The 22503-nt window shown below is 70.9% G+C and carries 28 protein-coding genes; 15 read left to right on the top strand and 13 right to left on the bottom strand.

The window, feature by feature from the left end:
* Position 1: 1 nt before the first annotated feature.
* The 3 genes from pdxS to OJ997_RS18450 are packed head-to-tail and all read left to right on the top strand — an operon-like array spanning position 2 to position 2069.
* Positions 2-886 (top strand): pyridoxal 5'-phosphate synthase lyase subunit PdxS, encoded by an 885-nt coding sequence (gene pdxS, locus OJ997_RS18460; RefSeq protein ID WP_270026665.1) that lies wholly within the window; start codon positions 2-4, stop codon positions 884-886.
* Positions 880-1422 (top strand): pyridoxal 5'-phosphate synthase glutaminase subunit PdxT, encoded by a 543-nt coding sequence (gene pdxT / locus OJ997_RS18455; RefSeq protein ID WP_270026664.1) that lies wholly within the window; start codon positions 880-882, stop codon positions 1420-1422. Before pdxS ends, pdxT begins: the two co-directional genes overlap by 7 nt.
* Complete coding sequence (locus OJ997_RS18450) at positions 1419-2069, top strand: histidine phosphatase family protein (RefSeq protein ID WP_270026663.1); 651 nt, start codon at positions 1419-1421, stop codon at positions 2067-2069. Before pdxT ends, OJ997_RS18450 begins: the two co-directional genes overlap by 4 nt.
* Here the strand turns inward: OJ997_RS18450 and OJ997_RS18445 are convergent.
* Genes OJ997_RS18445 through OJ997_RS18430 form a run of 4 tightly spaced genes read right to left on the bottom strand, consistent with a single transcriptional unit; the run spans position 2005 to position 4655 of the window.
* Positions 2005-2445: a DUF1707 domain-containing protein gene (locus tag OJ997_RS18445; protein WP_270026662.1), complete on the bottom strand. Its 441-nt coding sequence runs from the start codon at positions 2443-2445 to the stop codon at positions 2005-2007. The two genes, OJ997_RS18450 and OJ997_RS18445, sit on opposite strands and share 65 nt — an antisense overlap.
* 5 nt (positions 2446-2450) lie before the next feature.
* Positions 2451-3494, bottom strand: coding sequence for a hypothetical protein (locus tag OJ997_RS18440; RefSeq protein WP_270026661.1), 1044 nt, complete (start codon positions 3492-3494; stop codon positions 2451-2453).
* Positions 3491-4120, bottom strand: a complete 630-nt coding sequence (locus OJ997_RS18435) for a YgfZ family protein (protein ID WP_270026660.1) — start codon at positions 4118-4120, stop codon at positions 3491-3493. The genes OJ997_RS18440 and OJ997_RS18435 overlap by 4 nt, the downstream gene beginning before the upstream one ends.
* Positions 4113-4655 (bottom strand): NADPH-dependent FMN reductase, encoded by a 543-nt coding sequence (locus OJ997_RS18430; protein WP_270026659.1) that lies wholly within the window; start codon positions 4653-4655, stop codon positions 4113-4115. The genes OJ997_RS18435 and OJ997_RS18430 overlap by 8 nt, the downstream gene beginning before the upstream one ends.
* Before the next feature lie 37 nt (positions 4656-4692).
* Between OJ997_RS18430 and soxR the strand changes: the two genes are divergently transcribed.
* On the top strand, positions 4693-5142 hold the full coding sequence (gene soxR / locus OJ997_RS18425; RefSeq protein WP_270026658.1) for a redox-sensitive transcriptional activator SoxR: 450 nt from the start codon (positions 4693-4695) through the stop codon (positions 5140-5142).
* Positions 5129-5695, top strand: a complete 567-nt coding sequence (locus OJ997_RS18420; protein ID WP_270026657.1) for a hypothetical protein — start codon at positions 5129-5131, stop codon at positions 5693-5695. The genes soxR and OJ997_RS18420 overlap by 14 nt, the downstream gene beginning before the upstream one ends.
* A gap of 7 nt (positions 5696-5702) precedes the next feature.
* On the opposite strand, the gene OJ997_RS18415 is transcribed toward OJ997_RS18420, so the two are convergent.
* Positions 5703-6320: an HAD family hydrolase gene (locus tag OJ997_RS18415; RefSeq protein WP_270026656.1), complete on the bottom strand. Its 618-nt coding sequence runs from the start codon at positions 6318-6320 to the stop codon at positions 5703-5705.
* A 20-nt stretch (positions 6321-6340) separates the two neighbouring features.
* On the opposite strand from OJ997_RS18415, the gene OJ997_RS18410 reads away from it, so the two are divergent.
* Both OJ997_RS18410 and OJ997_RS18405 read left to right on the top strand, forming a co-directional pair.
* Positions 6341-7447, top strand: coding sequence for an alcohol dehydrogenase catalytic domain-containing protein (locus tag OJ997_RS18410; protein ID WP_270026655.1), 1107 nt, complete (start codon positions 6341-6343; stop codon positions 7445-7447).
* Positions 7448-7465: 18 nt separating this feature from the next.
* Positions 7466-7822: a hypothetical protein gene (locus tag OJ997_RS18405; protein ID WP_270026654.1), complete on the top strand. Its 357-nt coding sequence runs from the start codon at positions 7466-7468 to the stop codon at positions 7820-7822.
* Here OJ997_RS18405 and OJ997_RS18400 read toward each other — a convergent pair.
* Positions 7782-8030, bottom strand: a complete 249-nt coding sequence (locus tag OJ997_RS18400; protein ID WP_270026653.1) for a hypothetical protein — start codon at positions 8028-8030, stop codon at positions 7782-7784. The two genes, OJ997_RS18405 and OJ997_RS18400, sit on opposite strands and share 41 nt — an antisense overlap.
* The gene (locus OJ997_RS18395) at positions 8030-8284 is read right to left on the bottom strand and encodes a hypothetical protein (RefSeq protein ID WP_270026652.1); all 255 of its coding nucleotides are present in this window, start codon (positions 8282-8284) and stop codon (positions 8030-8032) included. Before OJ997_RS18395 ends, OJ997_RS18400 begins: the two co-directional genes overlap by 1 nt.
* A 35-nt stretch (positions 8285-8319) precedes the next feature.
* Between OJ997_RS18395 and OJ997_RS18390 the strand changes: the two genes are divergently transcribed.
* The 4 genes from OJ997_RS18390 (at position 8320) to OJ997_RS18375 (ending at position 12230) form a co-directional block, all read left to right on the top strand.
* Positions 8320-9273 carry a TAXI family TRAP transporter solute-binding subunit gene (locus OJ997_RS18390; RefSeq protein ID WP_270026651.1) on the top strand — a complete coding sequence of 318 codons (954 nt, stop codon included), beginning with the start codon at positions 8320-8322 and terminating at the stop codon, positions 9271-9273.
* Positions 9270-9722, top strand: a complete 453-nt coding sequence (locus tag OJ997_RS18385) for a DUF1850 domain-containing protein (RefSeq protein ID WP_270026650.1) — start codon at positions 9270-9272, stop codon at positions 9720-9722. Before OJ997_RS18390 ends, OJ997_RS18385 begins: the two co-directional genes overlap by 4 nt.
* Complete coding sequence (locus OJ997_RS18380; RefSeq protein ID WP_270026649.1) at positions 9719-11707, top strand: TRAP transporter permease; 1989 nt, start codon at positions 9719-9721, stop codon at positions 11705-11707. Before OJ997_RS18385 ends, OJ997_RS18380 begins: the two co-directional genes overlap by 4 nt.
* Positions 11708-11831: 124 nt before the next feature.
* Positions 11832-12230 (top strand): hypothetical protein, encoded by a 399-nt coding sequence (locus tag OJ997_RS18375; RefSeq protein ID WP_270026648.1) that lies wholly within the window; start codon positions 11832-11834, stop codon positions 12228-12230.
* Here OJ997_RS18375 and OJ997_RS18370 read toward each other — a convergent pair.
* Complete coding sequence (locus OJ997_RS18370; protein ID WP_270026647.1) at positions 12198-13082, bottom strand: dihydrodipicolinate synthase family protein; 885 nt, start codon at positions 13080-13082, stop codon at positions 12198-12200. The genes OJ997_RS18375 and OJ997_RS18370 overlap by 33 nt on opposite strands.
* 31 nt (positions 13083-13113) lie before the next feature.
* Here OJ997_RS18370 and OJ997_RS18365 point away from each other — a divergent pair, with 31 nt between their 5' ends.
* From OJ997_RS18365 to OJ997_RS18355, 3 genes are all read left to right on the top strand, one after another.
* Complete coding sequence (locus OJ997_RS18365) at positions 13114-14058, top strand: glycosyltransferase family 2 protein (protein ID WP_270026646.1); 945 nt, start codon at positions 13114-13116, stop codon at positions 14056-14058.
* Positions 14055-15410 carry an NAD(P)/FAD-dependent oxidoreductase gene (locus OJ997_RS18360; protein ID WP_270026645.1) on the top strand — a complete coding sequence of 452 codons (1356 nt, stop codon included), beginning with the start codon at positions 14055-14057 and terminating at the stop codon, positions 15408-15410. Before OJ997_RS18365 ends, OJ997_RS18360 begins: the two co-directional genes overlap by 4 nt.
* Before the next feature lie 89 nt (positions 15411-15499).
* Positions 15500-15865 carry a hypothetical protein gene (locus tag OJ997_RS18355; RefSeq protein WP_270026644.1) on the top strand — a complete coding sequence of 122 codons (366 nt, stop codon included), beginning with the start codon at positions 15500-15502 and terminating at the stop codon, positions 15863-15865.
* Here OJ997_RS18355 and OJ997_RS18350 read toward each other — a convergent pair.
* From OJ997_RS18350 to OJ997_RS18330, 5 genes are read right to left on the bottom strand one after another with little or no spacing between them, the layout of a single operon-like run.
* The gene (locus OJ997_RS18350; protein ID WP_270026643.1) at positions 15831-17435 is read right to left on the bottom strand and encodes a Na+/H+ antiporter; all 1605 of its coding nucleotides are present in this window, start codon (positions 17433-17435) and stop codon (positions 15831-15833) included. The genes OJ997_RS18355 and OJ997_RS18350 overlap by 35 nt on opposite strands.
* Before the next feature lies 1 nt (position 17436).
* A complete protein-coding gene (locus OJ997_RS18345; protein ID WP_270026642.1) occupies positions 17437-18399 on the bottom strand; it encodes an MBL fold metallo-hydrolase in 963 nt (320 codons plus the stop codon).
* A complete protein-coding gene (locus tag OJ997_RS18340) occupies positions 18396-19763 on the bottom strand; it encodes a phosphomannomutase/phosphoglucomutase (RefSeq protein WP_270026641.1) in 1368 nt (455 codons plus the stop codon). Before OJ997_RS18340 ends, OJ997_RS18345 begins: the two co-directional genes overlap by 4 nt.
* The gene (locus tag OJ997_RS18335; RefSeq protein ID WP_270026640.1) at positions 19756-20277 is read right to left on the bottom strand and encodes a hypothetical protein; all 522 of its coding nucleotides are present in this window, start codon (positions 20275-20277) and stop codon (positions 19756-19758) included. The genes OJ997_RS18340 and OJ997_RS18335 overlap by 8 nt, the downstream gene beginning before the upstream one ends.
* A complete protein-coding gene (locus tag OJ997_RS18330) occupies positions 20274-20912 on the bottom strand; it encodes a class I SAM-dependent methyltransferase (protein ID WP_270026639.1) in 639 nt (212 codons plus the stop codon). Before OJ997_RS18330 ends, OJ997_RS18335 begins: the two co-directional genes overlap by 4 nt.
* Before the next feature lie 16 nt (positions 20913-20928).
* Here OJ997_RS18330 and OJ997_RS18325 point away from each other — a divergent pair, with 16 nt between their 5' ends.
* Positions 20929-22449: an RNA polymerase sigma factor gene (locus OJ997_RS18325; RefSeq protein WP_308213577.1), complete on the top strand. Its 1521-nt coding sequence runs from the start codon at positions 20929-20931 to the stop codon at positions 22447-22449.
* Positions 22450-22503 lie beyond the last annotated feature (54 nt).

Below are 22503 nucleotides of genomic sequence, written 5' to 3'. Positions count from 1 at the left end.
TATGAGAGACGAAGCGACGTTCCGTGTGAAGGCCGGTCTGGCCGAGATGCTGAAGGGCGGCGTCATCATGGACGTCGTCGACGCTGAGCAGGCGAAAATCGCCGAGGACTCCGGCGCCGTGGCCGTCATGGCGCTCGAGCGCGTGCCGTCCGACATCCGCCGTGACGGCGGGGTCGCGCGCATGTCCGACCCGGCGATGATCAAGGGCATCCAGGAGGCGGTGACCATCCCGGTCATGGCCAAGGCGCGCATCGGCCACTTCGCCGAGGCGCAGGTGCTCGAGGCCCTCGAGGTCGACTACATCGACGAGTCCGAAGTCCTGACGCCCGCCGACGAGGCCAACCACATCGACAAGTGGGCGTTCAAGGTGCCGTTCGTGTGCGGCGCGACCCACCTGGGCGAGGCGCTGCGCCGGATCGGCGAGGGCGCGGCGATGATCCGCTCCAAGGGCGAGGCCGGCACCGGCGACATCGTCGAGGCCGTGCGCCACCTGCGCTCGATCCGCGGCGAGATCCGTCGCCTCGGCACGCTGGACGACATGGAGCTCGCGACCGCCGCGAAGGAGCTGCAGTCGCCGCTGGATCTCGTGCGCCAGGTCGCGGCCGACCAGAAGCTGCCGGTCGTGCTGTTCTGCGCGGGCGGCATCGCGACCCCGGCCGACGCCTCGCTCGTGATGCAGCTCGGCGCCGAGGGCGTGTTCGTCGGCTCCGGCATCTTCAAGTCCGACAACCCGGCGCTGCGCGCGGCGGCGATCGTCGAGGCGACCACGCACTTCCGCGACGCCGACCGCGTGGCGAAGGCGTCCGAGGGGCTCGGCTCCGCGATGCAGTCGCTGGAGACGCGCAAGCTCGAAGAGCAGCAGCTCCTGGCCAACCGCGGTTGGTAGTCGGCGTCCTCGCCCTTCAGGGCGACTTCGAGGCACATTCCAAGATGTTGCGGGACCTCGGGGCGCAAGTCCGCGAGGTCCGCGTGCCCGCCGACCTGGAGGGCCTGGACGGCCTGGTGATGCCGGGCGGCGAGTCGACGACGATGACGCTCGGCATCAAGCGCGAGGGGCTCGGCGACCCGCTGCGGGCGTTCGTGCGCTCCGGCAAGCCCGTGCTCGGCACGTGCGCCGGGATGATCATGCTCGACCGCGAGCACCTCGGCGTGATGGACACGCTGTGCCGGCGCAACGCGTTCGGCCGCCAGATCCGCTCCTTCGAGGAGGACCTGACGATCCCCGGCATCGAGGGCACGGTGCGCGCGGTGTTCATCCGCGCGCCGTGGCTGGCCGAGTACGGGGAGGCGGTCGAGATCCTGGCGTCGGTCGACGGTCATCCGGTCGCCGCCCGTCAGGACAACATGCTCGTGATCTCGTTCCATCCGGAGATCGCGGGGGAGACCCGCGTGCACGAGCTCTTCCTCACGCAGCTGACATGACGGTCGTCTACTTCACGCGCCACGGCGAGTCGCGCTTCAACGTCGCCGAGCGCACCGGGCAGCCTGAGCCCGACGACGGCGACCACCTGTCCGAGCGCGGCTGGGAGCAGGCCCGCGGGCTGGGCGAGCGGCTGAAGGGCGAGGGGATCGAGCGGATCATCGCGTCGCCGTACGGACGCGCGCAGGAGACCGCGCAGGGCATCGGCGAAGTGCTGGGGCTGAGCTTCAACACCGACGAGGACCTGCACGAGGCGGTCCAGTCCGACGCCTACCGCGCCGCCTCGCCGCACTTCAACGGCGAAGGCCACATCACGTGGATGCCGAAGTCGCCGCCCGATCACGCCGAGCCGGGCGCGGAGTCCTTCAACGACATCCTCGCGCGGGTGCAGCGCGTGCAGACGCGGCTCGAGGAGCGCGTCGAGAGCGAGCGCATCCTCTGCGTCTCACACTGGGGCTTCATCCACTACTTCACCGGCGCGGCGCTGTTCCGCGAGGCCTTCTCACCCGCGCACCTGCCGGCGCTGTACCGGATGGGGCACATCAACACCGGCATCACGATGTTCCAGCAGCGGCGCGACTACTTCATCGAGGGCGAGCGCTACGACGGCTGGGCGCTGCACACGTGGAACGACCAGGCCCATCTTTGAGCAGCTCGAGCGCGTGCAGCACGACCGTGAGGCCGATGAAGCCGATCGGCCACACCGGCCAGAAGTAGTCGGCGCCGGTCGCGGCCCAGACCGCGACCGTGATCGTCGAGACGGTCAGCCAGAAGCCGACGTGCTCGCGCAGCTTGGCGACCTCGGAGCGGCGCGCCGCGACCGCGCGCGCCTGCGGTGAGCGCGTCTCGTCGGGCAGGTCACGGGTGAGCTGCTCGAGCTCCCGGAACGTCTTCGCGGTGAGCGCGGCCTCGACGCGCTCGTCCAGCTCGATCGGCTCCAGCCGGCCCGCCTGCGCGTGGCGGTGCAGCAGGCCGACGACCCGCTCGCGGTCGTCGTCCCCGGCGCGGATGTCGAGCTCGCCCATCGTTCTCAGAACTCGATCACGAGGCTGACGACGCCGTAGCTGCCGAGCTTCGGGTCGTCCGTCCCGACGCTCAGCTTCACGCTCGCCTGCGGGCCCTTGCGCTCCTCGACGGCGGCGCCGACCTTCTCGAACGCGGGCTTGATGAGCGCCATCTTGGCCTTGACGACCCCGTCGGTCGGGCTCCCGCCCTGCGCGAGGTGCGCGACGACGTCGTTGATCGCGGCCTCGGCCTGCATGACCGCGGCGATGATCTCCTCGTGCGGCGGACGATCCTCGACCGTCTCGTTGCCGGCGATCGGGATCTTCACGTTGGCCGTGAACTTCGACCACTGGTGGGTGGAGCTGTCCTTCTTGATCTGCGCGTCGAAGGCGACGCCCTTCACGGACGCCTTCAGGCCGAACGAGTCGCCGGCGAACGCGGCCTGCGCGGTGACCGACGCGTCACCGTCTTTGACGCCGACCGAGGCGCCGTCCTTGTCGGCGGTCGCCGTGACCGGCCCGGCCTGGAGCTTCGCCTCGCCCGTGAACGCGAACGTCAGCGTCCCCGGCCCGGCGTGGAGCTTGAGCTCCTTCGGCGGCTTCGGGATCGCGTTGAGGATCTTCGCCTCGACCTCCGCGGCGCGCCCGTCGCTCGTGTCCACCTTGCGCGTCGGCGGCGGCGTGTCGCCCGCGAGGATCTCCGTGATCACCAGCTCGATCTGGAACGGCGTGGCGCCGAGCGCCTCGGGCACGTTCTGGCGGATCTGGTTGACCAGCTCCGGCATGGAGATCGTGCCCTCCATGTTGTGCAGCTGGATCGCCAGCCGCATCTTCTCCAGGTAGGCGACGACCGGCTTGCGGATCTCCTCCGCCATCGGCGCCGGCGGCTGGAGGCGCGGGACGAGGTCCGGGAGCTGGCGGTTGAGCATCGCGCGGGCGAGCGCGGCGTTCCCGACGCCCGTCTGGAGCTTGAGCATCGCCTCCTGCTGCGGCGTCAGCGGCGCGTCGGGCTCCTTGTGGCGCGCGACGTGGCGACGGTGTTCCTCGAGCTGCTCCCGCGTGAGCGTCACGGCTCGACGATACCCGACACCTCGGCGACGCGCACCCGGCTGCCTGGAGTGGCGCGACGGCGCAGGAGGGCGAGCGCGAGCGGCCCGCGCGGCGAGACGACCGCGGTGCCGACGGTGCCGAGCGGGCCTTCGTCGTCGTGCACGGTCGCGCCCTCGGGGACCGGCGCTTCGAGCCGCAGGCGGCGCAGCCCCCGATGGACGGTGCCGCTGCGCTCCTGGCGCAGCACGGTCATCTTGCCCGGGTAGATGCCGCCGTCGAGGCGGACGACCTCGGGGACGAGCCCGGCCTCGTGCGGGAGTGTGCGCTCGTCGATGTCACGGCCGAACGCGGGGATGCCCGCCTCGACGCGTTCGCGGTCGGACAGCTCGGTGGTCGCGGACGCGAAGGGCGTCAGCTCGACGAGCCAGCCGATCCGGCCGCGGTCGAGGGCGCCCACCACCGCCGGGGTCCCGCCATGGAGCCGGAAGCCGCGGTCGTCGCGCTCGATCCGGACGAGGCCGAGCAGCGTGCCCTTCGGGGCGAGCAGCGCGCCGTCGCGGCGGTCGCCGGGCCGCAGGTCGGAGACGGGCACGGTGAGGTGCGCGTCCAGGTAGGCGGCTGCGTCGGGGCCGGTGACCTCAAGCAACGGCCGCACCCTCCCGTAGCGTCGCGAGGTCCAGCACCTGGTCGGCCATCCGCTCCAGCTGGGGGCGGACCGCGTGGACGCCGCTGTCGGTCACGTTGTGCGCGATCCCGAGCGGCGTCGGCCAGCCCTGCAGCGCGTGCACGGTCAGCCGCAGCGCCTGCAGCGTGGCGTTCGGGCCCTGCCAGCCGTCGCCGGTCGCGATCAGCCCGACCGGACGGTCGCGCAGGTACGGGCGCGGGCGGTCACGGAGCGCCTCCAGGTGGTCGAGCGCGTTCTTGAGCAGCCCGGTCATCCCGCCGTGGTAGGAGGGCGAGGCGAGGATGACGCCGTCCGCACGCTCGACGGCATCGATCACGTACTCCGCCGCGGCGTCCGGGTCCACGGCCGGGTCGTACGTGGGGAGGTCCAGGCGGGGGCCCGCGATCAGCAGCGTCTCGGCACCCCGCGCCCCGGCGTGCTCCATGGCGATCCGCAGCGCACGTTCGCTCGAGGAGCCGAAGCGCATCGTCCCGCCGAGTCCGACGATGAATGGCATACGAGCAGTGTGAAACTTCAAGTACACTTGAATTCAAGTGCCGGAGCTGTTGACCATCGGCCAGGTCGCCGCCCGGACCGGCGTGGCGACCAGCGCGCTGCGGTTCTACGAGGAGCGCGGGTTGATCGCCTCCGAGCGCCACGGCGGCGGCCATCGGCGCTATCCGCGGCCTGTGATCCGGCGCGTCGCGTTCATCCTCTTCGCCCAGCGGATCGGCCTCACGCTGGAGCAGATCGGCGAGGAGCTGGCGCAGCTGCCCGCTTCGCGCACGCCGAAGCGCGAGGACTGGGAGCGGCTCACCGCCAAGTGGCGGCTGCGGGTCGACGAGCAGATCGCCCAGCTCGAACGGCTGCGCGACTCGTTGACCGACTGCATCGGCTGCGGATGCCTGTCGCTGGACAAGTGCGCCCTGGTGAACCCGGACGACCGGCTCGGACGTGAGGGTCCGGGCGCGCGTCGGGTAGAGCCAGTCCATGCACGCCCCTAGCGTTCCCGTTTCGAAGCTCGGCCGCGCCGCGCACGACGTCGGCATGGCCGGCCTGCTCGGCGGCAACCTCTTCGCCCGCCTCGCCCTGCACCCGAGCGTCACCGAGATCCGCGACGAGTCCGAGCGCGGCAAGGTGATCAACACCGCGTGGCGGCGCTACGGCACGATCAACTCGCTCTCGCTGGCCGCGATCGGCGCGGGCTGGGTCGGCGCCCGGGCCGCCGAGTCGGCGAACTCGCGCCTGTCCCCGACCGAGCGCAAGCTGGCCTACGCCAAGGACGCGCTGGTCGGCGCCGTGGCGGTCACGGGCATCGCGAGCGCGGTCCAGGGGATGCGCTTCGCCAAGCAGGCGCCCGGTGGCGCCGTCCCGCTGACCGACGGCGATCACGCCGCCCCCAGCGCCACGGACCAGCAGCGCAACGCCAAGCGCCGCCTGAACGTGCTCGGCGCCGCGTCCCTGCTCGCCGAGGTCGGCCTCGTGTCGGTCAACGCCGCGCTCGCCCAGGAGAACTTCCGCCGCCCGCCGGCCCGCCGCTTCTTTAAGCGCGTCTAAGGCGAAGCTAAAGGCCCTGGGTCTTTATTGACGCCGCAACTTCCGCGACGTCCTTGCCACGCACGTGCGGCTCGGGCATGGCGACCGGGTAGGCGAGGTCCGTGCGGCTGATCCAGGCGGTCTTCAGGCCCGCGAAGGTCGCGCCCGCCACGTCCCACCAGTGGCCGGCGACGAACCAGGCGTCGGTCGTGCCGAGCTTCTCGAGTGCGGCCTTGTAGGCGAGGTCCTCGGGCTTGAAGGCACCGGACGCCGGCGCGGAGAGGACGTGCTCGAAGTGGTCGCGGAGGCCGGCGTTCGTGAGCGCGGTCTCGCTCGGCTCCACCGCCGACTGGGTGAGCACGGCGAGCCGGTGGCCGGCGTCACGCAGCGACTGGAGCGCGTCCGGCACGTCGGGATAGGCCGGCATCGAGGCCAGGTCGACCTCCACCGGCTCGCGCCCGAGGCGTTCCAAGCCGCGGCGCAGCGCCGCTTCGAAGAGCGGCTTGAACGTCGTCTCCTGGCCGGCCAGGACCGTGACCATCGCCATCATGTTCGCCTCGTCGAGCGCCGCGATCGGCAGCTCGGGCGGGTCCAGCAGCGCGGCGGGATCGAGCAGCGTCCCGTTCAGGTCGAAGATCACCCACATGGACCGCTAGGTTCCCACCTATGACCAAGATGCGTGCCGCGGTGCTGGAGGAGTTCGGGGCTCCGCTCGTCGTCCAGGAGGTCGAGCTCGCCGATCCCAAGCCCGGCGAGGTGCTCGTCCGGCTGGTGGCGTGCGGCGTCTGCCACACCGACATGTACACGGCCTCCGGGGCCGATCCGTCCGGCTACGCGCCCGCCGTGCTGGGGCACGAGGGCGCGGGCGTCGTGGAGAAGCTGGGCGAGGGCGTCAAGGACCTCGCCGTCGGTGATCACGTGGTGACGCTGTTCTCGCCGCAGTGCCGCGAGTGCGTGCACTGCCTGTCGCCCAAGACGAACCTGTGCATGGCGATCCGCGCCGAGCAGAACCTCGGCCACCTGCCGGACGGCACGGTCCGGCTGTCCCGCGACGGTGAGCCGATCCGCCACTTCATGGGCACGAGCACGTTCGCCGAGTACACGGTGATGCCGGAGATCGCGCTCGCGAAGGTGCCGCACGAGGCGCCGCTGGACCGCTGCGCGCTGTTCGCCTGCGGCCTCTCGACCGGCATGGGCGCGGCGATGTTCACCGCCAAGGTCGAGGCGGGCGCCACTGTCGTCGTCTTCGGCGCGGGGATGGTCGGCCTCGGCGCGGTCGCCGGCGCGCGGCTGCAGGGCGCGGAGCGGATCATCTGCGTCGACCTGTCCGAGGACCGGCTCGAGCTCGCGCGCGGCCAGGGCGCGACCGACACCTGGATCGGCGGCGACGGCACCGTCGACCGCGTCCTCGAGGAGACGGGCGGCTTCGGCGCCGACTACACGTTCGAGGCCACCGGCAACGTGAAGGTGATGCGCCAGGCCGTCGAGTCGGCCCGCATGGGCTGGGGCCTGTGCACGGTCACGGGCGTGGCCGGCAAGGGGGAGACGCTGGACGTCGTCCCGCGCTACCTGATCACGGGCCGCCGCGTGGCGGGCTCGTCGTTCGGGGGCGTCAAGGGCCGCGATCAGGTCCCGCAGCTCGTGCAGCTCTACCTGGACGGCAAGCTGGACGTCGACCCGTTCATCTCGCACCGGATCAAGCTCGAGGACGTCAACCACGGCTTCGAGCTCATGCACCACCAGGACGGAATTCGCAGCGTCATCGAATTCTGAGTGGGTAGGACTCTGGTCATGCAGACCGATCGCAGTCTGATCACGCTCGCTGATCTCGTCCGCCGCGCCGTCGCCATCGTCGATCCGCCGGGCCAGGACCCGGCGGTCGAGGAGTTCGCGGTGCGTTACGAGGACGCCGACGAGCCCATCCGCGGGCTGCTCGAGCACCTCGAGGAGCGCGTCATGTGGGGCGTCGACCAGGACGCCCCGATCGTCATGGCCCAGGCCATCACGATCTACCTCGCGCACCGCCTCGACGAGATCGACAACACGCCCGAGCACATCCTCGCCCACGCGGCCAAGGCGGAGTTCGACGGCAGCCCGCCCGAGACCATCAGGGCTTGGCTCGCCGATCAGGGTGTATCTCTCTCGTGAGCCAGTCGACGACGACGTAGATGGCGTAGGCGACGAGCAACATCGGCGGGACCATCAGCAGCGCGGGCACGAGGCCGAGCCAGTCGGGGTCCGCCGGCGGGAGCATGGGGTCGTAGACACCGGGCTGGTCGGTCCGCACGGAGTTCAGGAACCCGAAGATCAACCCGGGCAGCGCGAGCACGAACAGCACGCGGATGGCGAAGCGCATCAGTCCACCATCCTTGCGCGGGCGACGCCGAGCCCGATCACGACGAACGCGACCGCCGGCAGCAGCCAGTACAGGAACGTGACGTCCACCGTCTGACACGGATCGCCGCTCGTGAGGTACGGGACCCCCAGCAGCCCGAACTCCGGCTCGCACAGTCGCGGGAGCGGGTCCACCTTCAACAGGAACCCGAAGATCAGCCCGGGCAGCGCGAGCGCCAGATAGAGCGCGGTACCGATCCTCACCCAGCGGGCCATGCTTGACCGGAGTGTAAACCGGGAACTGGGGTTTCATGGGGAGGAGAGGCCTCGCGGCGCTGATCGGGTGCGCGTTCTTACTGAGCTCGTGCTCACTGGAGGACCCACCGGGCGGCGACGGGCGGATGTCGATCGCGACCGGCGGCTCCGGCGGCGTCTACCAGGTGTACGGCGGCGGCGTGGCCGAGATGTTCTCGGCCAACGGGCATCCGACCACGGCCGAGACGACGAGCGCTTCGGTCGACAACCTGTTTCTCGTCGCCGACGGTGACTCCGAAGTCGCCTTCTCGCTCGCCGACACCGCGATCGACGCCGTCGAGGGCCGCGACTCGTTCGACGGCGAGAAGCTGCCGCTGCGCGCGCTCGGGACGCTCTACTCGAACTTCACCCACGTCGTCGCGCTGAAATCCTCCGGCATCACCAAGATCGAGGACCTGAAGGGCAAGAAGGTCTCGATCGGCGCGCCGAACTCCGGCACCGAGGTGATCGGGTTGCGGCTGCTCGAGGTCGCGGGGCTGAACCCCGACACGGACGTGACCCGCCGCGCGCTGGGTGTGGGGGAGTCGGCGGCGGCGCTGCGGGAGGGCTCGATCGACGCCTTCGTGTGGTCGGGCGGCCTGCCGACGGGCGCGATCACCGACCTCGCGACCACCGACGAGGTCGTGCTGCTCCCGCTCGACGCGTACCTGCCCAAGCTCAACGAGCAGTACGGCGAGGCCTACGTGGAGGCCGAGGTGGAGGAAGGCGAGTACCCGAACGTCGCGCCGGTCAAGACGATCAGCGTCCCGAACGTGCTGATGGTGCGCGAGGACATGGACCCGCAGCTCGCGCACGACCTGCTGAAGCTGATGTTCGACCACAAGGCCGAGTTGGCCGAGGTCCACCCGTCGGCGGAGAAGCTCACGCTGGAAGACGCGCAGAAGGTCGTCGAGCCGGTCGAGCTGCACGAGGGCGCCCAGCAGTACTACCAAGAGGCGGCGACGGAGTGAGCGCGGGCGCGACGATCCTCGCCCGTGGCGCGCTCGTCGGTGCCGCCCTCGTCGCGGCGGGCTGCGGCGCTGGCCCCGCGGTCGTGGCGCGCGACGGCGCGGGCCACGAGGTCGCCAGCGCGGCCCTGCCGGCCAGCGGCGAGTTCGCCCTCACCTACCGGCACTCCGTCTACAAGACCGCCGCCGAGGAGCGCTTCCGCGCGACCGACGGTGGCTTCGTCCTCGACAGCATCGCCTCGCGCGACGGGCGCGTGCTCGACTACTACGAGCTCGACGGCGCCCGCACCCGCGAGGGCGCGCTGTGGGTGCTGCGTCCCGACCGTCCGGCGCGCTTCGAGACCATGCCGCTCGCCGCGACCCGCCGCGGGCAGCGCACGCTCGTCGCCGGCACGCGACACGTCCCGCTGTACGGCGGTCCCGTCCATCTGAAGCTGGTGGTGGAGCAGTGAGCCCGAAGACCGAAGAGCTCCTGGACGAGTTCGAGGCCGAGCGGCCCGGGCGCAAGCTCGAGGGCTTCCCAGCGCGGATGGTGGCCGTGCTCGGCGCCGGGCTCTCGCTGTTCGCGATCTTCTGGGTCTTCCAGCCGCTCGCGCCGCAGGTCTACCGGCCGGCGTTCCTGGCCGTCGCGCTCCTGTTGACGTTCGTGGTCTTCGGCCGCGCCAAGCGCCCGACCGCCGCCGACTACGTGATCGCCGTGCTCGCGCTGCTCGCCATCGGCTACGCGGTCTTCACGCCCGACCTCGTCCGCCGCGCCGCGCGGCCGGAGTCGCTGGACATCGTGTTCGGCGTCGCGTCGATCCTGCTCGTGCTGGAGGCCACGCGCCGCACGACCGGCTGGGCGCTGCCCGCGATCTGCCTCGCGTTCCTGTTCTACGCGTACTTCGGCGGCCTGCTGCCCGACTGGACGCAGATCGGGCACAAGGGCTACGGGATCGACCGGATCGTCGGCCAGTCCTACATGGGGCTCGAAGGCATCTTCGGCGTGCCGCTCGACGTCGCCGCGACCTACATCGTCCTGTTCGCGATCTACGGCGCGGTGCTGGAGTTCAGCGGCGCGGCGCGGTTCTTCGTCGAGATCTCGTTCGCGGCGTTCGGGCGTTCGAAGACCGGACCGGGCCGGACGAGCGCCGCCGCGGGCTTCCTCCTCGGCACGGTCTCCGGCTCGGGCGTCGCCACGACCGTGACGCTCGGCTCCGTCGCCTGGCCGTTGCTGCGCAAGGCCGGGTACCCCAAGGACCAGGGCGGCGGGATCATGGCCGCGTCCGGCATCGGCGCGATCCTGTCGCCGCCGACGCTCGGCGCCGCCGCGTTCATCATCGCCGAGATCCTCGAGGTCAGCTACCTGCAGGTGCTGGTCTACGCGCTGATCCCGTCGATCCTCTACTACGTCGGCATCCTGATGGCGATCGAGGCCGACGCGCGGCGCCACGCCGTCCACGGCCTGGACATCCAGACGCCCGGCGTGCTCAAGCTGCTGGCCCGCTGGGGCTACCACTTCTCGAGCCTGTTCCTGATCGTGATCCTGCTCGCGGTCGGGTTCAGCGCGTTCCGCAGCGTGATCATCGCCACGGTCGTCGCGTTCGCGTTGAGCTTCCTCGACCGCCGCGACCGGATGGGCCCGAAGCAGGTCTGGGAGGCGCTCGTGGCGGGCGCGCGGGGCGTGCTGCCGATCGCCGCGACCACCGCGGCCGCGGGCATCATCGTCGCGGTCGTGTCCTTGACCGGCCTCGGCCTCAAGCTCGCGGGCCTCATCGTCGACCTCGCGGGCGGGTCGTTGGCGCTGACCGCGATCCTCAGCGCCGTCGCCGTGCTGATCCTCGGCCTCGCCGTCCCGGTGACGGCGAGCTTCATCATCGCCGCCGCGGTCGTCGCTCCCGCGCTGGTCGCGCTGGGCGTCGAGGACTTCGCCGCCTACATGTTCATCTTCTACTACGCGGTGCTGAGCGAGGTGAGCCCGCCGACCGCGCTCTCGGCCTTCGCCGCGGCCGCGATCACGGGCGGCAACGGCTTCAAGACGATGATGCTCACCTGCCGCTACACGTTGCCGGCGTTCCTCGTCCCGTTCGCGTTCGTGCTCGCGCCCAAGGGCGAAGGCCTGCTGCTTCAGGGCGGCCTGGAGACGATCGCGTTCGCCGTCGTCGTCTCGATCATCGCCGTGATCGCGCTCGGCCTCGCGCTCGAGGGCTGGCTGAAGGGCGAGATCGCTTGGCCGGCGCGCGCGATCATCGGCGTCGCCGCGCTGCTCCTGCTGTGGCTGGAGCCGACCGTCACCCTCGTCGGCCTCGCCATCCTCGCGGCAGGCTTGGCGCTGCACTTCGTCACGCGCCGCCCGCCATCAGAACCGCCCACCGACGGCAGCGAGCGCTTCGACCGCGATCAGGCGGACGAGTCGTCCCCGTCGACGTTCTCGCGCTCGAGCTCCGCCTCGGCCTGACCGCCGGGGTTCTCCGAGGTCCGCTCGGGATCGTGGTCCTGGTCCTGCTCGTCCTTCTTGGGCTCTGGGTCCATGTCGTGGCGCTGCCCAACCGGCCGGCGCGGGACACTCGCGCGTCAGACGCGTGACCCGTAAGCTGGCGCGCATTCCGACACGTGCAGACCACGTCCGGCAGCTCATCGAGCGGCCGATCCCCGTTCCGCTGCGGCTCCTCACGGCCGTCGCCGTGTGCGCCATCCCGGTCGAGGTGTGGTCAGAGCGCGGCGCGCTGTTCGGGATCGTCGCGCTGCTCACGTTCCCGCCGCTGATCCTCCTCGGCCTCTTCGCCCGGGACTGGCTGCTGAAGCCGCGCCCACCCGGACCGCGCGCGCTCGCGCCGCTCGGCCCGCTGCCGATCGTGCCCATGGCCTTCGTCCTCTTCGGCTGGCTGACGGAGCTGTCGCCGCTCGTCTGCCTGCTGATCGGCCTCGCGATCTACCTGCCGATGGCGCTACAAGCCGTGATTTGCCACCCGAGCCAGTAGCGCGGTCGGATCGGCAAGCGCGTCCAGTGGCGGGCGCAGGTTCGCCCACACGTCGTCGCCGGTGCGGGCACGCATGATCGCCTTCAGCGCGGGGATGGGCGGGAAGCCCTCGAGGAACGTGCGCGCCTCGGTCAAGGAGGCCTGCTCGGCGTCCGCCGCGGGATCGTTCGCCGCCCACAGGTCGTACACGCGCCGCGATTGCGCCGCCGTGACGTTGCAGGTGGCCGAGATGCAGCCGTCGCCGCCCCAGCGCAGCGTGTCGAGCAGGAAGCGCTCGGAGCCCGCGAACACCGTCAGGTCGGGGAACTCGCGACACAGGCGCTCGATCCGCGCGGCGTCGCCCGCGGAGTCCTTCGTGCCGGCCACCACGCCCGGGTAAGCGTCGAGCAGCCGGCCGATCAGCTCGGGCGTGAAGCCCACCTGGGCCATGGGCGGGATGTGGTAGAGGAACAGCCGCAGGCGGTCGTCGCCGACGCGCTCGATCAGCTCGGCGAAGAAGCGGAACAGCCCGTCGTCGGACACGCCCTTGTAGTAGAAGGGCGGCAGGGCGAGCACACCTGGCGCGCCCACGTCCAGCGCCGCCCGCGCCAGGTCCACCGCGTCGGGGAGCGCGCAGGCGCCGGTCCCGGGCAGCAGCGCGTCGGCCGGGATCCCGTCCGCGACCAGGTCGTCCCAGGCCGACACCCGCTCCGCCACCGACAGCGAGTTCGCCTCGCCCGTCGTCCCGAAAATCGCGAGCCCGTGGGCGCCCTCGTCGAGCAATCGGCGGCAGTGCGCGGCGTAGGCGGCGCGGTCGACCGACAGGTCCTCACGCATCGGGGTCAAAACGGCGGCGAAGACTCCCTGGAGCATCCGCGCAGAGTACGCCAGTACCCTGGCGCGCATGAACCGCGAGCCGGAGCTGCTGAGCGTGGTGGCGCCGATGTACGAGGAGGAGGACACCGTCGATCCGTTCACGGAGCGGATCGCGGCGGCCCTCGGGCATCTCAACTACGAGCTGATCCTCGTCAACGACGGCTCCAAGGACGGCACGCGGGACGCGATGGCGGCCGCCGCGGAGCGCGATCCGCGGATCAAGGTCGTCTCGCTCGCGCGCAACTTCGGCCACCAGCCGGCGCTCACCGCCGGGCTCGAGCACGCGCGCGGCGACGTGATCGTGATGCTCGACGGCGACCTGCAGGACCCGCCGGAGGTGATCCCGCAGATGATCGACCAGTGGCGGGCGGGGATCGACGTCGTCTACGCGGTGCGCGAGCAGCGGCTGGGGGAGACGGCGTTCAAGCGCGTCACGGCCAAGGGCTTCTACCGGACGTTCCGCCGCCTCACGGGCCTGGACCTGGCCGTGGAGTCGGGCGACTTCCGGCTGATGGACCGCAAGGCGCTCAACGCGCTGCTCGCCATGCCGGAGCGCAACCGCTTCCTGCGGGGCATGACGGTGTGGATCGGCTTCAGCCAGATCGCCGTGCCGTTCGTGCGCCAGGAGCGACATGCGGGCGTCACCAAGTACCCGCTGCGCAAGATGCTGCGGTTCAGCTTCGACGCGATCACGAGCTTCTCGTCCACGCCGCTGCAGTGGGCGACGATCCTCGGCTTCTTCTTCAGCGTCGTCGCCTTCCTGGCGATCCCGCTGACCGTCGTCGCGCGCTACGCGAACATCTTCGAGCGCGGCGTGCCGACGACGATCATCATCGTGCTGCTGCTCGGCGGCATCCAGCTGATCACGCTGGGGATCATCGGCGAGTACATCGGACGCATCTACGACGAGGTCAAGAAACGGCCGCTGTACGTCGTCGGTGAACGCATCAACGTCGAGGAACCGTCTCAGTGAAGATCGCTGTCTTGGGGGCCGGCGTCGCCGGCCTCGTCGCGGGCCTGCGCCTGACGCAGGCCGGGCACACCGTCGACGTCTACGAGCGCTGGCCCGGCCTGGGTGGCCAGGCGGCGACGATCGACATCGGCGGCGGACACCTGCTCGAGCGCTACTACCACCACCTGTTCAGCACGGACCGCCACATCGCGGGCCTGTACGACGAGCTGGGCATGCCGGACGAGCTGGAGTGGCTGAGCAGCTCCGTCGCCTACTTCGCCGACGGCAAGCAGTGGCCGTTCGTGACCCCGATGGACCTGCTGCGCTTCAAGCCGCTGCCGCCGCTCGCCCGCATCCGCCTCGGCATGGCCGTCCTGGCGATCCAACGAGGCCCAGGCGCGCCCGGTCCGTTCGAACGCGTCACCGCCCGCAAGTGGATCGAGCGCTACATGGGCAAGGACGCCTACCGCGCGCTCTGGGGCCCGCTGCTGCGCGGCAAGTTCGGCGAGCGCGCCGACGACGTGGCCATGGTCTGGCTGCAGAACAAGCTGCGCCTGCGCCGCGGCGACGACGCGGCCGAGGAGAAGCTCGGCTACCCCAAGCGCTCCTGGGAGCCGCTCTTCCACGCGCTGCGCGACAAGATCGAGGCCGGGGGCGGGAACGTCTTCATCGACCGCCCGATCGCGAAGCTCTCCGCTGACTTCACGGTCACGCCGGGCGCGCCCAACAGCTTCCGCAAAGGCCACGACCCGCGTGCCTTCGAGACGCTCGAGCCCGTCCAGTACGACGCGGTGCTCGCCACGCTCCCGAGCGACGTCTTCGAGCACGTCCTCGAGCCGGGTGTGCTGCCCGAGGCCTACCTCGCGAAGCTGCGCGGGATCGAGTACTTCACGGCGCTCTGCCTGCTGCTCGAGATCGACCAGCAGTTCTCGCCGTACTACTGGACCAACATCGGCGACGACGCGCTGCCGTTCGTGGGCTTGATCGAGCACACGAACCTGATGGGCGTGGCGCGCTATGACGGCCGCCGGTTCCTCTACGTCGCCAACTATCTCCCCGCCGGCCATGAGCTCCTGGACCTCAGCCCCGAGGACCTGCTGGCCCGCTACACGCCCGGCCTGAACGCGATCAACCCGCGCTTCGACCGCTCCTGGGTCAAGCAGATCTGGTCGCACCGCGAGCCCGCCGCGCAGCCGATCGTCACCGTCGGCTACCGGGACAAGATCCCGGCCATGAAGACCCCGCGCCGCGGCCTCGTGCTGGCCAACACGACGCAGATCTTCCCCGAGGACCGGGGAACGAACTACGCGGTAAGGGAGGGCGACGAAGCCGCGAAAGCGCTGCTCGAATGGTTGCCCAGCGGACCAAAGTGACGCACCTCACCGAGACGGGCTAGCCCTAAACATAAGTTCGGTTAGTACCCCTGGAGAAGACCCCTTCTCCTGCCGATACTGAGATTGCGATGCACTCCCCGGACTCGAACTGGCTCTCCCGCGCCCTTAAGCGTCCCTCGCGCCCGAGCGAGGACGACCTCCACCACTGCGCCGCTTGCGGCAAGGACTACGTCAACCCCGTCGAATGGGAGCCCGTCACGCCCGAGGCGTGGTGGATGCAGCTCCGGTGCGGCGAATGCCACGTCTGGCGCGAGGTCACGGTGACCAACCGCGTCGCCGAGCGCTTCGACGTCGAGCTGGACCGCCGGGCCGACCTCATCCATCGCGCGCTGGCCAAGCTCGATCGCGAGCACATGGCCCAGCAGGTGGAGACGATGATCGGCGCGCTGCGCCACGGGCTCATTGAGCCGGCAGACTTCGCTCGCCCGGCCTGAACTCCAGGCGCTCGTCCTCCAGGTCGAGCTCCCGCTCGAGCCGGTGCATCACATCATTGGAGATCGTGCCTTCGTTGCGTAGCCGCACGATCTCCCGCCGCTGAGCCTCCAGGATCTCGCGCACGACGGTCTGGTACTGCGTGGACCGGTCCTCGAAGCCCTCGTCCTCAATCTTGCCCGCGCGCGCCTTCAGGCGCCGGCGCCGGTACTCGTACATGTTCTTCATGCGCTCGAGCGTGTCGTCGCGTGCCCAGTCCTCGCTGCCGAGCTCCTCGAGCCGTCCGAGCGCGGCCTGCGTGGCGTAGAGCCGCGCCTTGAGCTCCTCGCGCTCCTCCTCGGTGCCGTCGTCGACGACGCCGAGCATCCGGATCAGCGGCGCGAGCGTCAGCCCCTGCAGGACGAGCGTGGCGAAGATGACCGCGAACGTGAGGAAGAGGATCTCGTCGCGCGACGGGAAGTCCGCCGGAAGCGCGAGCGCGGCGGCGAGCGAGACGGCGCCGCGCATGCCGGCCCAGCCGACGATCGTGCGCTCCTGCCAGCGCGTCCGGCCGCTCGTCTTGAGCAGCCGGAGCGCCGCCAGCCAGCGAATCGGATAGACGACGAACCACTGCCACGCCAGCCGGGCGACGATCACGGCCGCGCTGACCGCGAGCCCCCACCCGATCAGCGTCGCGGGCGACGTGCCCTCCAGCGCTTCCAGCACCGCGGGCAGCTGCAGCCCGATCAGGATGAACAGGAACGCGTTGAGCAGGAACTGCAGCAGCTCCCACATGCCGAAGCCCATCAGGCGGGTCGCCGGGCCGGCGATCTGCGGCGCCATCCAGCCCACGTAGCACCCGACCGTGACCGCGGCGAGCACGGCGGACACGTGCAGCAGCTCAGCGGGCACGTAGGCCGCGTACGGGCTGAGCAGGCCGATCGTGTTCTCGATCAGCGGGTCGTTCAACCGCCGCCGCACGAACGCGACAATGAACCCGACGACCAGGCCGACCGCGATCCCGCCCGCGGCCTTCCACAGGAAGTCCCAGGTGGCGTCGAGCAGGCTGAAGGCGACGGCGCTCGTGGCCGCGGTGATCGCGATCCGGTAGGCGACGAGCGCGGTCGCGTCGTTGACCAGCGCCTCGCCTTCGAGCACGGACACCATGCGCCGGGGCACGCCGAGCCGGCGCGCGATCGCGGTCGCGGCCACCGGATCGGTCGGGCCGACGATCGCGCCCAGCACGAAGGCGGCCGGCCACGACATGCCGTCGACCAGCTCGTGCGCGACGACCGCGACGGCGACCATCGTCACCAGCACGAGCCCGATCGCGAGCAGCGAGATCGGTCTGATCGCGGTCCGCAGCTCCCGCAGGTTCGCGAAGAACGCGCCGGTGTAGAGCAGCGGCGGCAGGAACAGCAGCAGCACCAGGTCCGGGTCGAGCTTGATCTCCGACAGGCCCGGGAAGAAGCTCAGCGCCGCGCCGCCGAGCACGAGCACGATCGGGTACGGCACGTTGATGGTGCGCGCCGCGGCCGACAGGATCGTGATCCCGAGCAGCAGAGCGACGAGGGTGACTTCGAGTTCGTCCAACTTACGTCGTAGTGAAGCGAACGACGCCGTCGTGGTCGGTTTCGATCACGTCACCGCGCTCGATCAGCAGGTCGACATGGCCGAGCACCTCGCTGATCGTCAGCAGCGCCTGGGTGAGCGCGGTCTGGCCCCAGGTCTCGACTGCGATCTCGTGCGCGGTGCGTGGGGCGGAGGCGATCAACGCCGCGAACTTCTGCGCCCGCCGCTCGTGCATCGCGAAGCGCTCGTCGATCAGCGCGGCGTGGTCGGTGAACGGGTCGCCGTGGCCGGGGAAGACCGTGCCGGCGGGCAGCTCGCGCGTGGCCCGCATCGACGCCATGTACGTCGCGAGCGCGTGCGGGCGCTCGTCCTCGGGGTCGCCCGTCGGCGAGAGCGACACGAGCGGGTTGGACGAGATCTGGCGCAGCAGGTGGTCGCCGGCGATCAGGTCGCCGCCGCGCTCGTCAAAGAAGATCGTGTCGGTGGGGGAGTGGCCCGGCCGGTGGTAGGCGGTGAAGCTGCGACCGGCGAACGCCAGCTCGCCACCGTCGCGCAGGACCTCACTCACCGCCGCTCCCGCGCCCCACGCCCGGTAGCCGCGGGTGACCGCGCCGAGCGTGATGACGACCACCTCGGGCAGCCCGTGGCGCCGCAGCAGCCTCTGCGCGAAGCGGTCGTTGCGCTCCGCGTAGCCGGACCAGTCCTCCAGGATCGGCACGAGCTCGTCGAGCGCGCACACCGCCGCGCCGGAGCGGTCGGCGACGATGTCCACCAGCCCGAGATGGTCGGCGTGCTGGTGGGTGATCACGATCCGCTCGAGCTCCTCGACGCTGCGGCCCAGCGCGGCAAGCCCGGCCTCGAGCGCGACGAGCGAGCGCGCGGAGCCCGGGCCGACGTCGACGAGCGTGAGCGGATCGTCCTCGATCAAGTACGCGTTGACGTCTCCAACCCGGAACGGCGTGGGGATGGAGACGCGGTGGATCACGCGCGGATCAAGGCCAGCATCTCGTCGCGCTTGGCCTCCATGTCCTCTTGGGAGACGAGGCTCTCGAGGTTGAGGCGCAGGAGCGGCTCGGTGTTGGAGGGGCGCACGTTGAAGTGCCAGTCGTCGTAGTCGATGCTGATGCCGTCGAGCTCGGTGATCGTGGCGCCCGAGTGCAGCGCCTTGATCTCGTCCATCTTGGCCTGCTGGTCCTCGACGGTCGAGTTGATCTCGCCGCTGATGAAGTACGTGGAGCGGTACTCGCGCAGCAGCTCGGCCAGCGTCGTCTCGCGCTTGGACAGCAGCTCGAGGATCAGCAGCGCGGGGATCGTGCCGGAGTCCGCGTTGTAGAAGGCCTTGAAGTAGTAGTGGCCGGAGACCTCGCCGCCGAACTCGCCGCCCTCGTCGCGCATGCGGGTCTTGAAGAAGGCGTGGCCGACGCGGTTGATCAGCGCGCGGCCGCCGAGCTGCTCGACGGTGTCCGGCACCGCGCGGGAGGCGCGCACGTCGTAGAGGATGTCGGCGCCCGGGACCTTCTCCAGCACGGACGCGGCCAGCAGCGCGGTCAAGAAGTCGCCGGGGACGAACTCGCCCTCGCCGTCGATGAAGAAGCAGCGGTCGGCGTCGCCGTCCCACGCGATCCCGAGGTCGGCGCCGGTCTCCAGCACCTTCTTGATGATGAACTCGCGGTTCTCGGGCAGGAGCGGGTTCGGCTCGTGGTCCGGGAAGTTGCCGTCCGGGGTCCAGTAGGTCTCGATGACCTCGACCGGGAGCTGGTTGAGGATCGGGCCGACCATCGGGCCCGCCATGCCGTTGCCGCCGTCCACGACGACCTTCAGCGGCTTGATCACGCTGGTGTCGATGACTTCGAGCGCGACCTTGTGGAAGTCGGCGTAGAGATCGACCTCCTCGAACGAGCCGCCGCCCGGCGCCTCGCCGAGGCCGTTCTCGATGTGCGCCTGCACTTCGGCCAGGCCGCGGTCGCCGGACAGGGCGACGGAGCCCTTCTCGACCATCTTCGCGCCCGTGTAGGCCTTCGGGTTGTGGCTCGCGGTGCACATCAGGCCGCCGTCGAGCTCCCGGCTGCCGACGAGCCAATAGAGCATCTCCGTGCCGACCATCCCGGCGTCGACGACGTGCGCGCCCTCGGCCATCAGGCCCTTGCGGTAGCCCGCGGCCATCTCGGGCGCCGACAGCCGCATGTCCCGGCCGAGGCCGACCTTCAGCTCGCTCGCCGGCTTGCCCGACAGGTCCGACAGCGCCCGCGCGAGGCCGCGGCCGATCGCTTCCGCCGTGTCGCCGTTGAAGTCCTCGCCATAGATGCCGCGGACGTCGTAGGCCTTGAAGATGCGGGAGAGATCAGTCACGGCGCGTGAGCTTAGAGAGCCATCCGCGCTTCTTCGGCGGGGCGGGCGGCGGGTCGGCCGCGTACTTGGCGGCGATCGCCTGGGTCGCCTGGACCCCGGAGGCGTACGCGTCCGTGGCGCTTGGGCCGCTGACCTCCTCGCCGCTCTGCGGGTCGTAGAAGCTCAGGCCGCTCTCGCGCGTGATCAGCTCCGCGAGCTCGTACATCTCGATCAGGACGTCGTGGGCCTTGTCGCCCTCGTACCAGTAGGGGACCGTGATCCCGGCCTCCTGCTTGAACAGCGAGACCTGGATCGCGTCCTTGCTGGTGAGCTCGATGTGGTCCTTGCCGTCGAAGCGCTCGAGGGTCGGGTCGTGGGCGAGCACCGCCGCGGCCAGGCGCTCCATCTCCGCGCGCTCAACCGCGGTCGGCGGCCGGTCGTCGGCGATGAGCTCCTCCTCGCGCGCCTCGTCCTCGTAGTACTCCTCGACGGTCACGCCGGGCGGGACCCGGAACCCGTGCAGGTCGTAGCTCATGCGGGCTTGGTGGCGGCGATCACGTGCTGGAACGTAAACAGCGGCAGCGGCGGAGCGAGCCGGTCCAGGCGGGAGCCGCGCGTGAGCAGCCAGCGGCGGCGGACGACGGTGTGGGGCTTCAGGCCGGCATGGTCGAGCAGGTCGAGCGCGTCCGCGCGGGTGAACCAGCGCAGGTGGGTGGCGTCGAAGATCCCCTCGGGCTTGCGGGGCCAGCGGCCGCGGGCGAGATAGGCGAACGTGCTCCAGTGGTTGACGTTCGGGAGGCTGATCACGACGGCCGCGCCCGGCTCCAGCAGCGCCGCGTAGGCCTTCAGCGTCGTCCACGGGTCGACGAGGTGCTCGAGGATGTCGGCGGCGATCAGCGCGTCGAACGGGCCTTCGAGGTCCTCGGGGACGGACGCCGCGTCGGCGCAGAGCACGCGGTCCAGCCGGGTCTCGGCCTCGCGCGCGTACTCGGGCTCGATCTCGATGCCCGTGACCTCGACTTCCTGCCGGGCCTTGAGCGCTTCCCCGGTGGTACCGGTGGCGCAGCCGAGATCGAGCACGCGCCGTGCGGTCGGCGGGACGTGCTCGAGGATCTCGGGCCGGGCGCGTTCATAGGCCGCGGCCCGTGCCGTACGTAGTTCGGTCCACACCGCGGGGAGCGTACGGATAACCCCCGTCACACGACGCGAAGAAACCAATAAGAACAGGCGACACGTCAACCGGACCGGTGCGTCTCCCGAGTCGACCACCCGCCCGCCCGAGTTTTCCCAGGAGGATCCCCTGCTCACCCACGAGGACACGTTCGCCACTGAGTTCGAGCGTCATCGCCCCGTGCTGCGGCGGCACGCCGGGCGGCTCCTGCGCGGGTCCGGTCATGACCCCGACGACGTCGTGCAGGACGTCTACCTGCGGGCCGACACGGCGCTGCGCGGCGGCGTCGTCCCGATCGACACGCGCGCGTGGCTGCTGCGGCTCGTCCGCAACGCCTCGCTCGACGAGCTGCGCCGCGCGAAGGTGCGCGCGGCCGCCGGCGACGTCGAGCTGGAGACGCTCCCGTCCGCGTCGGGCCAGCTGCCCGAGGTGCTCGTGGACCGCACGGAGGCGCGCGAGCTGCTCGGGGACATCCACCGCCTGCCGGACCGCCAGAAGTCCGTGCTCGTGATGAGCGCGCTGGACGGGCTCTCGCACGAGGAGGTCGCCGTCCGGCTGGACACGACCGTCGACACCACTCGCTCGCTCCTCGCCCGGGCCCGCGCGAACCTGCGCCAGACCGCGGAGGCGCGCGAGACCTCTTGCGTCTCAGTGCGGGACGCCTTGGAAATGGCGGCCGACGGCGGCGTGCGTGCGAGCGAGATCGCCCGTCGGCACCTGTGGAGCTGCGCCGGTTGCCGCGCGCACCAGGCGCTGCTGCGCGAGCGTCCCTCGCGCCTGCGCCGGCTGGCGGGCTGGAGCCCGTGGGGCGTTCTCGCCCAGCTCATCGGCGGCGGCAGCGTGGCCACCGTCCAGAAGGTCGCGGTCGGCACGTGCTGCGCGCTCGTCCTCGGCGGCAGCGCCGTCACCGTGCCCGTGGTCAAGCACCACGCGAGCGAGGAGCCGCAGCTCGCCATGGTCACCCCGGCTGACCTGGACGCCGCGGACCGACCGCGCGCCGCCCACAAGCCCAAGCGCTCCGAGCCGGGGAAGGCGGTTGTCGTGGATTCCACGCCGACCGCCGTGGCCACCCGCTCGGCCGTGACGGCCACGACCAAGAAGGCGACGCCGAAGCGCAAGGCCCGCCGCGTCCCGGCGACGCCCCGCTCGCACCGCTTCGACGACCGCAAGCTCTACCTGCACGCCGTCAAGGCGTTCATGCGCACGAACCCGACGCCGGAAGAGCAGCAGGCGTTCTTCGCCCGCGCGAAGAAGTTCCATCTCTCGCCGCCCGGCTCGAAGGCGCGGCGGGACGCTCTGGCGAACATCGCGCGGGAGGCGTACAAGCCGCGGCAGGCGCCGCCGAAGGGGCTCGCGCGGCCTGTGCCGAGTGTGGCGACGCCGGTTCCGACGGTGGTGGCGACTCCGGTTGCGACCCCGGTCGAGACGCCGACGGTTGCTCCGACGGTGGTGCCGACTGTCGTCGCTACGGCGGTGCCGACGGAGACGGCCGTGGCGACGCCTACGGAGACGGCGTCCCCGGTCCCCGTGGAGTAAGCCGGCGAACAACGGCCATCGAGGGGGAAGGGAGCCCGGGTGCCGACCGCGCGC

This window comes from Solirubrobacter phytolaccae, from assembly GCF_027587195.1.
Classification (GTDB): Bacteria; Actinomycetota; Thermoleophilia; order Solirubrobacterales; family Solirubrobacteraceae; genus Solirubrobacter; species Solirubrobacter phytolaccae.
This window is presented reverse-complemented; position numbering and strand designations above follow the sequence as displayed.

What these genes read in the sequence shown, in the direction of transcription:
- OJ997_RS18365 (WP_270026646.1), top strand. Translation starts at nt 13,114, where the DNA reads ATGAACCGCGAGCCGGAGCTGCTGAGCGTGGTGGCGCCGATGTACGAG.
- OJ997_RS18335 (WP_270026640.1), bottom strand. Translation starts at nt 20,277, where the DNA reads ATGAGCTACGACCTGCACGGGTTCCGGGTCCCGCCCGGCGTGACCGTC.
- OJ997_RS18390 (WP_270026651.1), top strand. Translation starts at nt 8,320, where the DNA reads ATGGGGAGGAGAGGCCTCGCGGCGCTGATCGGGTGCGCGTTCTTACTG.
- OJ997_RS18395 (WP_270026652.1), bottom strand. Translation starts at nt 8,284, where the DNA reads ATGGCCCGCTGGGTGAGGATCGGTACCGCGCTCTATCTGGCGCTCGCG.
- OJ997_RS18400 (WP_270026653.1), bottom strand. Translation starts at nt 8,030, where the DNA reads ATGCGCTTCGCCATCCGCGTGCTGTTCGTGCTCGCGCTGCCCGGGTTG.
- OJ997_RS18405 (WP_270026654.1), top strand. Translation starts at nt 7,466, where the DNA reads ATGCAGACCGATCGCAGTCTGATCACGCTCGCTGATCTCGTCCGCCGC.
- OJ997_RS18445 (WP_270026662.1), bottom strand. Translation starts at nt 2,445, where the DNA reads ATGGGCGAGCTCGACATCCGCGCCGGGGACGACGACCGCGAGCGGGTC.
- OJ997_RS18370 (WP_270026647.1), bottom strand. Translation starts at nt 13,082, where the DNA reads ATGCTCCAGGGAGTCTTCGCCGCCGTTTTGACCCCGATGCGTGAGGAC.
- OJ997_RS18430 (WP_270026659.1), bottom strand. Translation starts at nt 4,655, where the DNA reads ATGCCATTCATCGTCGGACTCGGCGGGACGATGCGCTTCGGCTCCTCG.
- OJ997_RS18355 (WP_270026644.1), top strand. Translation starts at nt 15,500, where the DNA reads ATGCACTCCCCGGACTCGAACTGGCTCTCCCGCGCCCTTAAGCGTCCC.
- OJ997_RS18420 (WP_270026657.1), top strand. Translation starts at nt 5,129, where the DNA reads ATGCACGCCCCTAGCGTTCCCGTTTCGAAGCTCGGCCGCGCCGCGCAC.
- OJ997_RS18415 (WP_270026656.1), bottom strand. Translation starts at nt 6,320, where the DNA reads ATGTGGGTGATCTTCGACCTGAACGGGACGCTGCTCGATCCCGCCGCG.
- OJ997_RS18450 (WP_270026663.1), top strand. Translation starts at nt 1,419, where the DNA reads ATGACGGTCGTCTACTTCACGCGCCACGGCGAGTCGCGCTTCAACGTC.
- OJ997_RS18410 (WP_270026655.1), top strand. Translation starts at nt 6,341, where the DNA reads ATGACCAAGATGCGTGCCGCGGTGCTGGAGGAGTTCGGGGCTCCGCTC.
- pdxS (WP_270026665.1), top strand. Translation starts at nt 2, where the DNA reads ATGAGAGACGAAGCGACGTTCCGTGTGAAGGCCGGTCTGGCCGAGATG.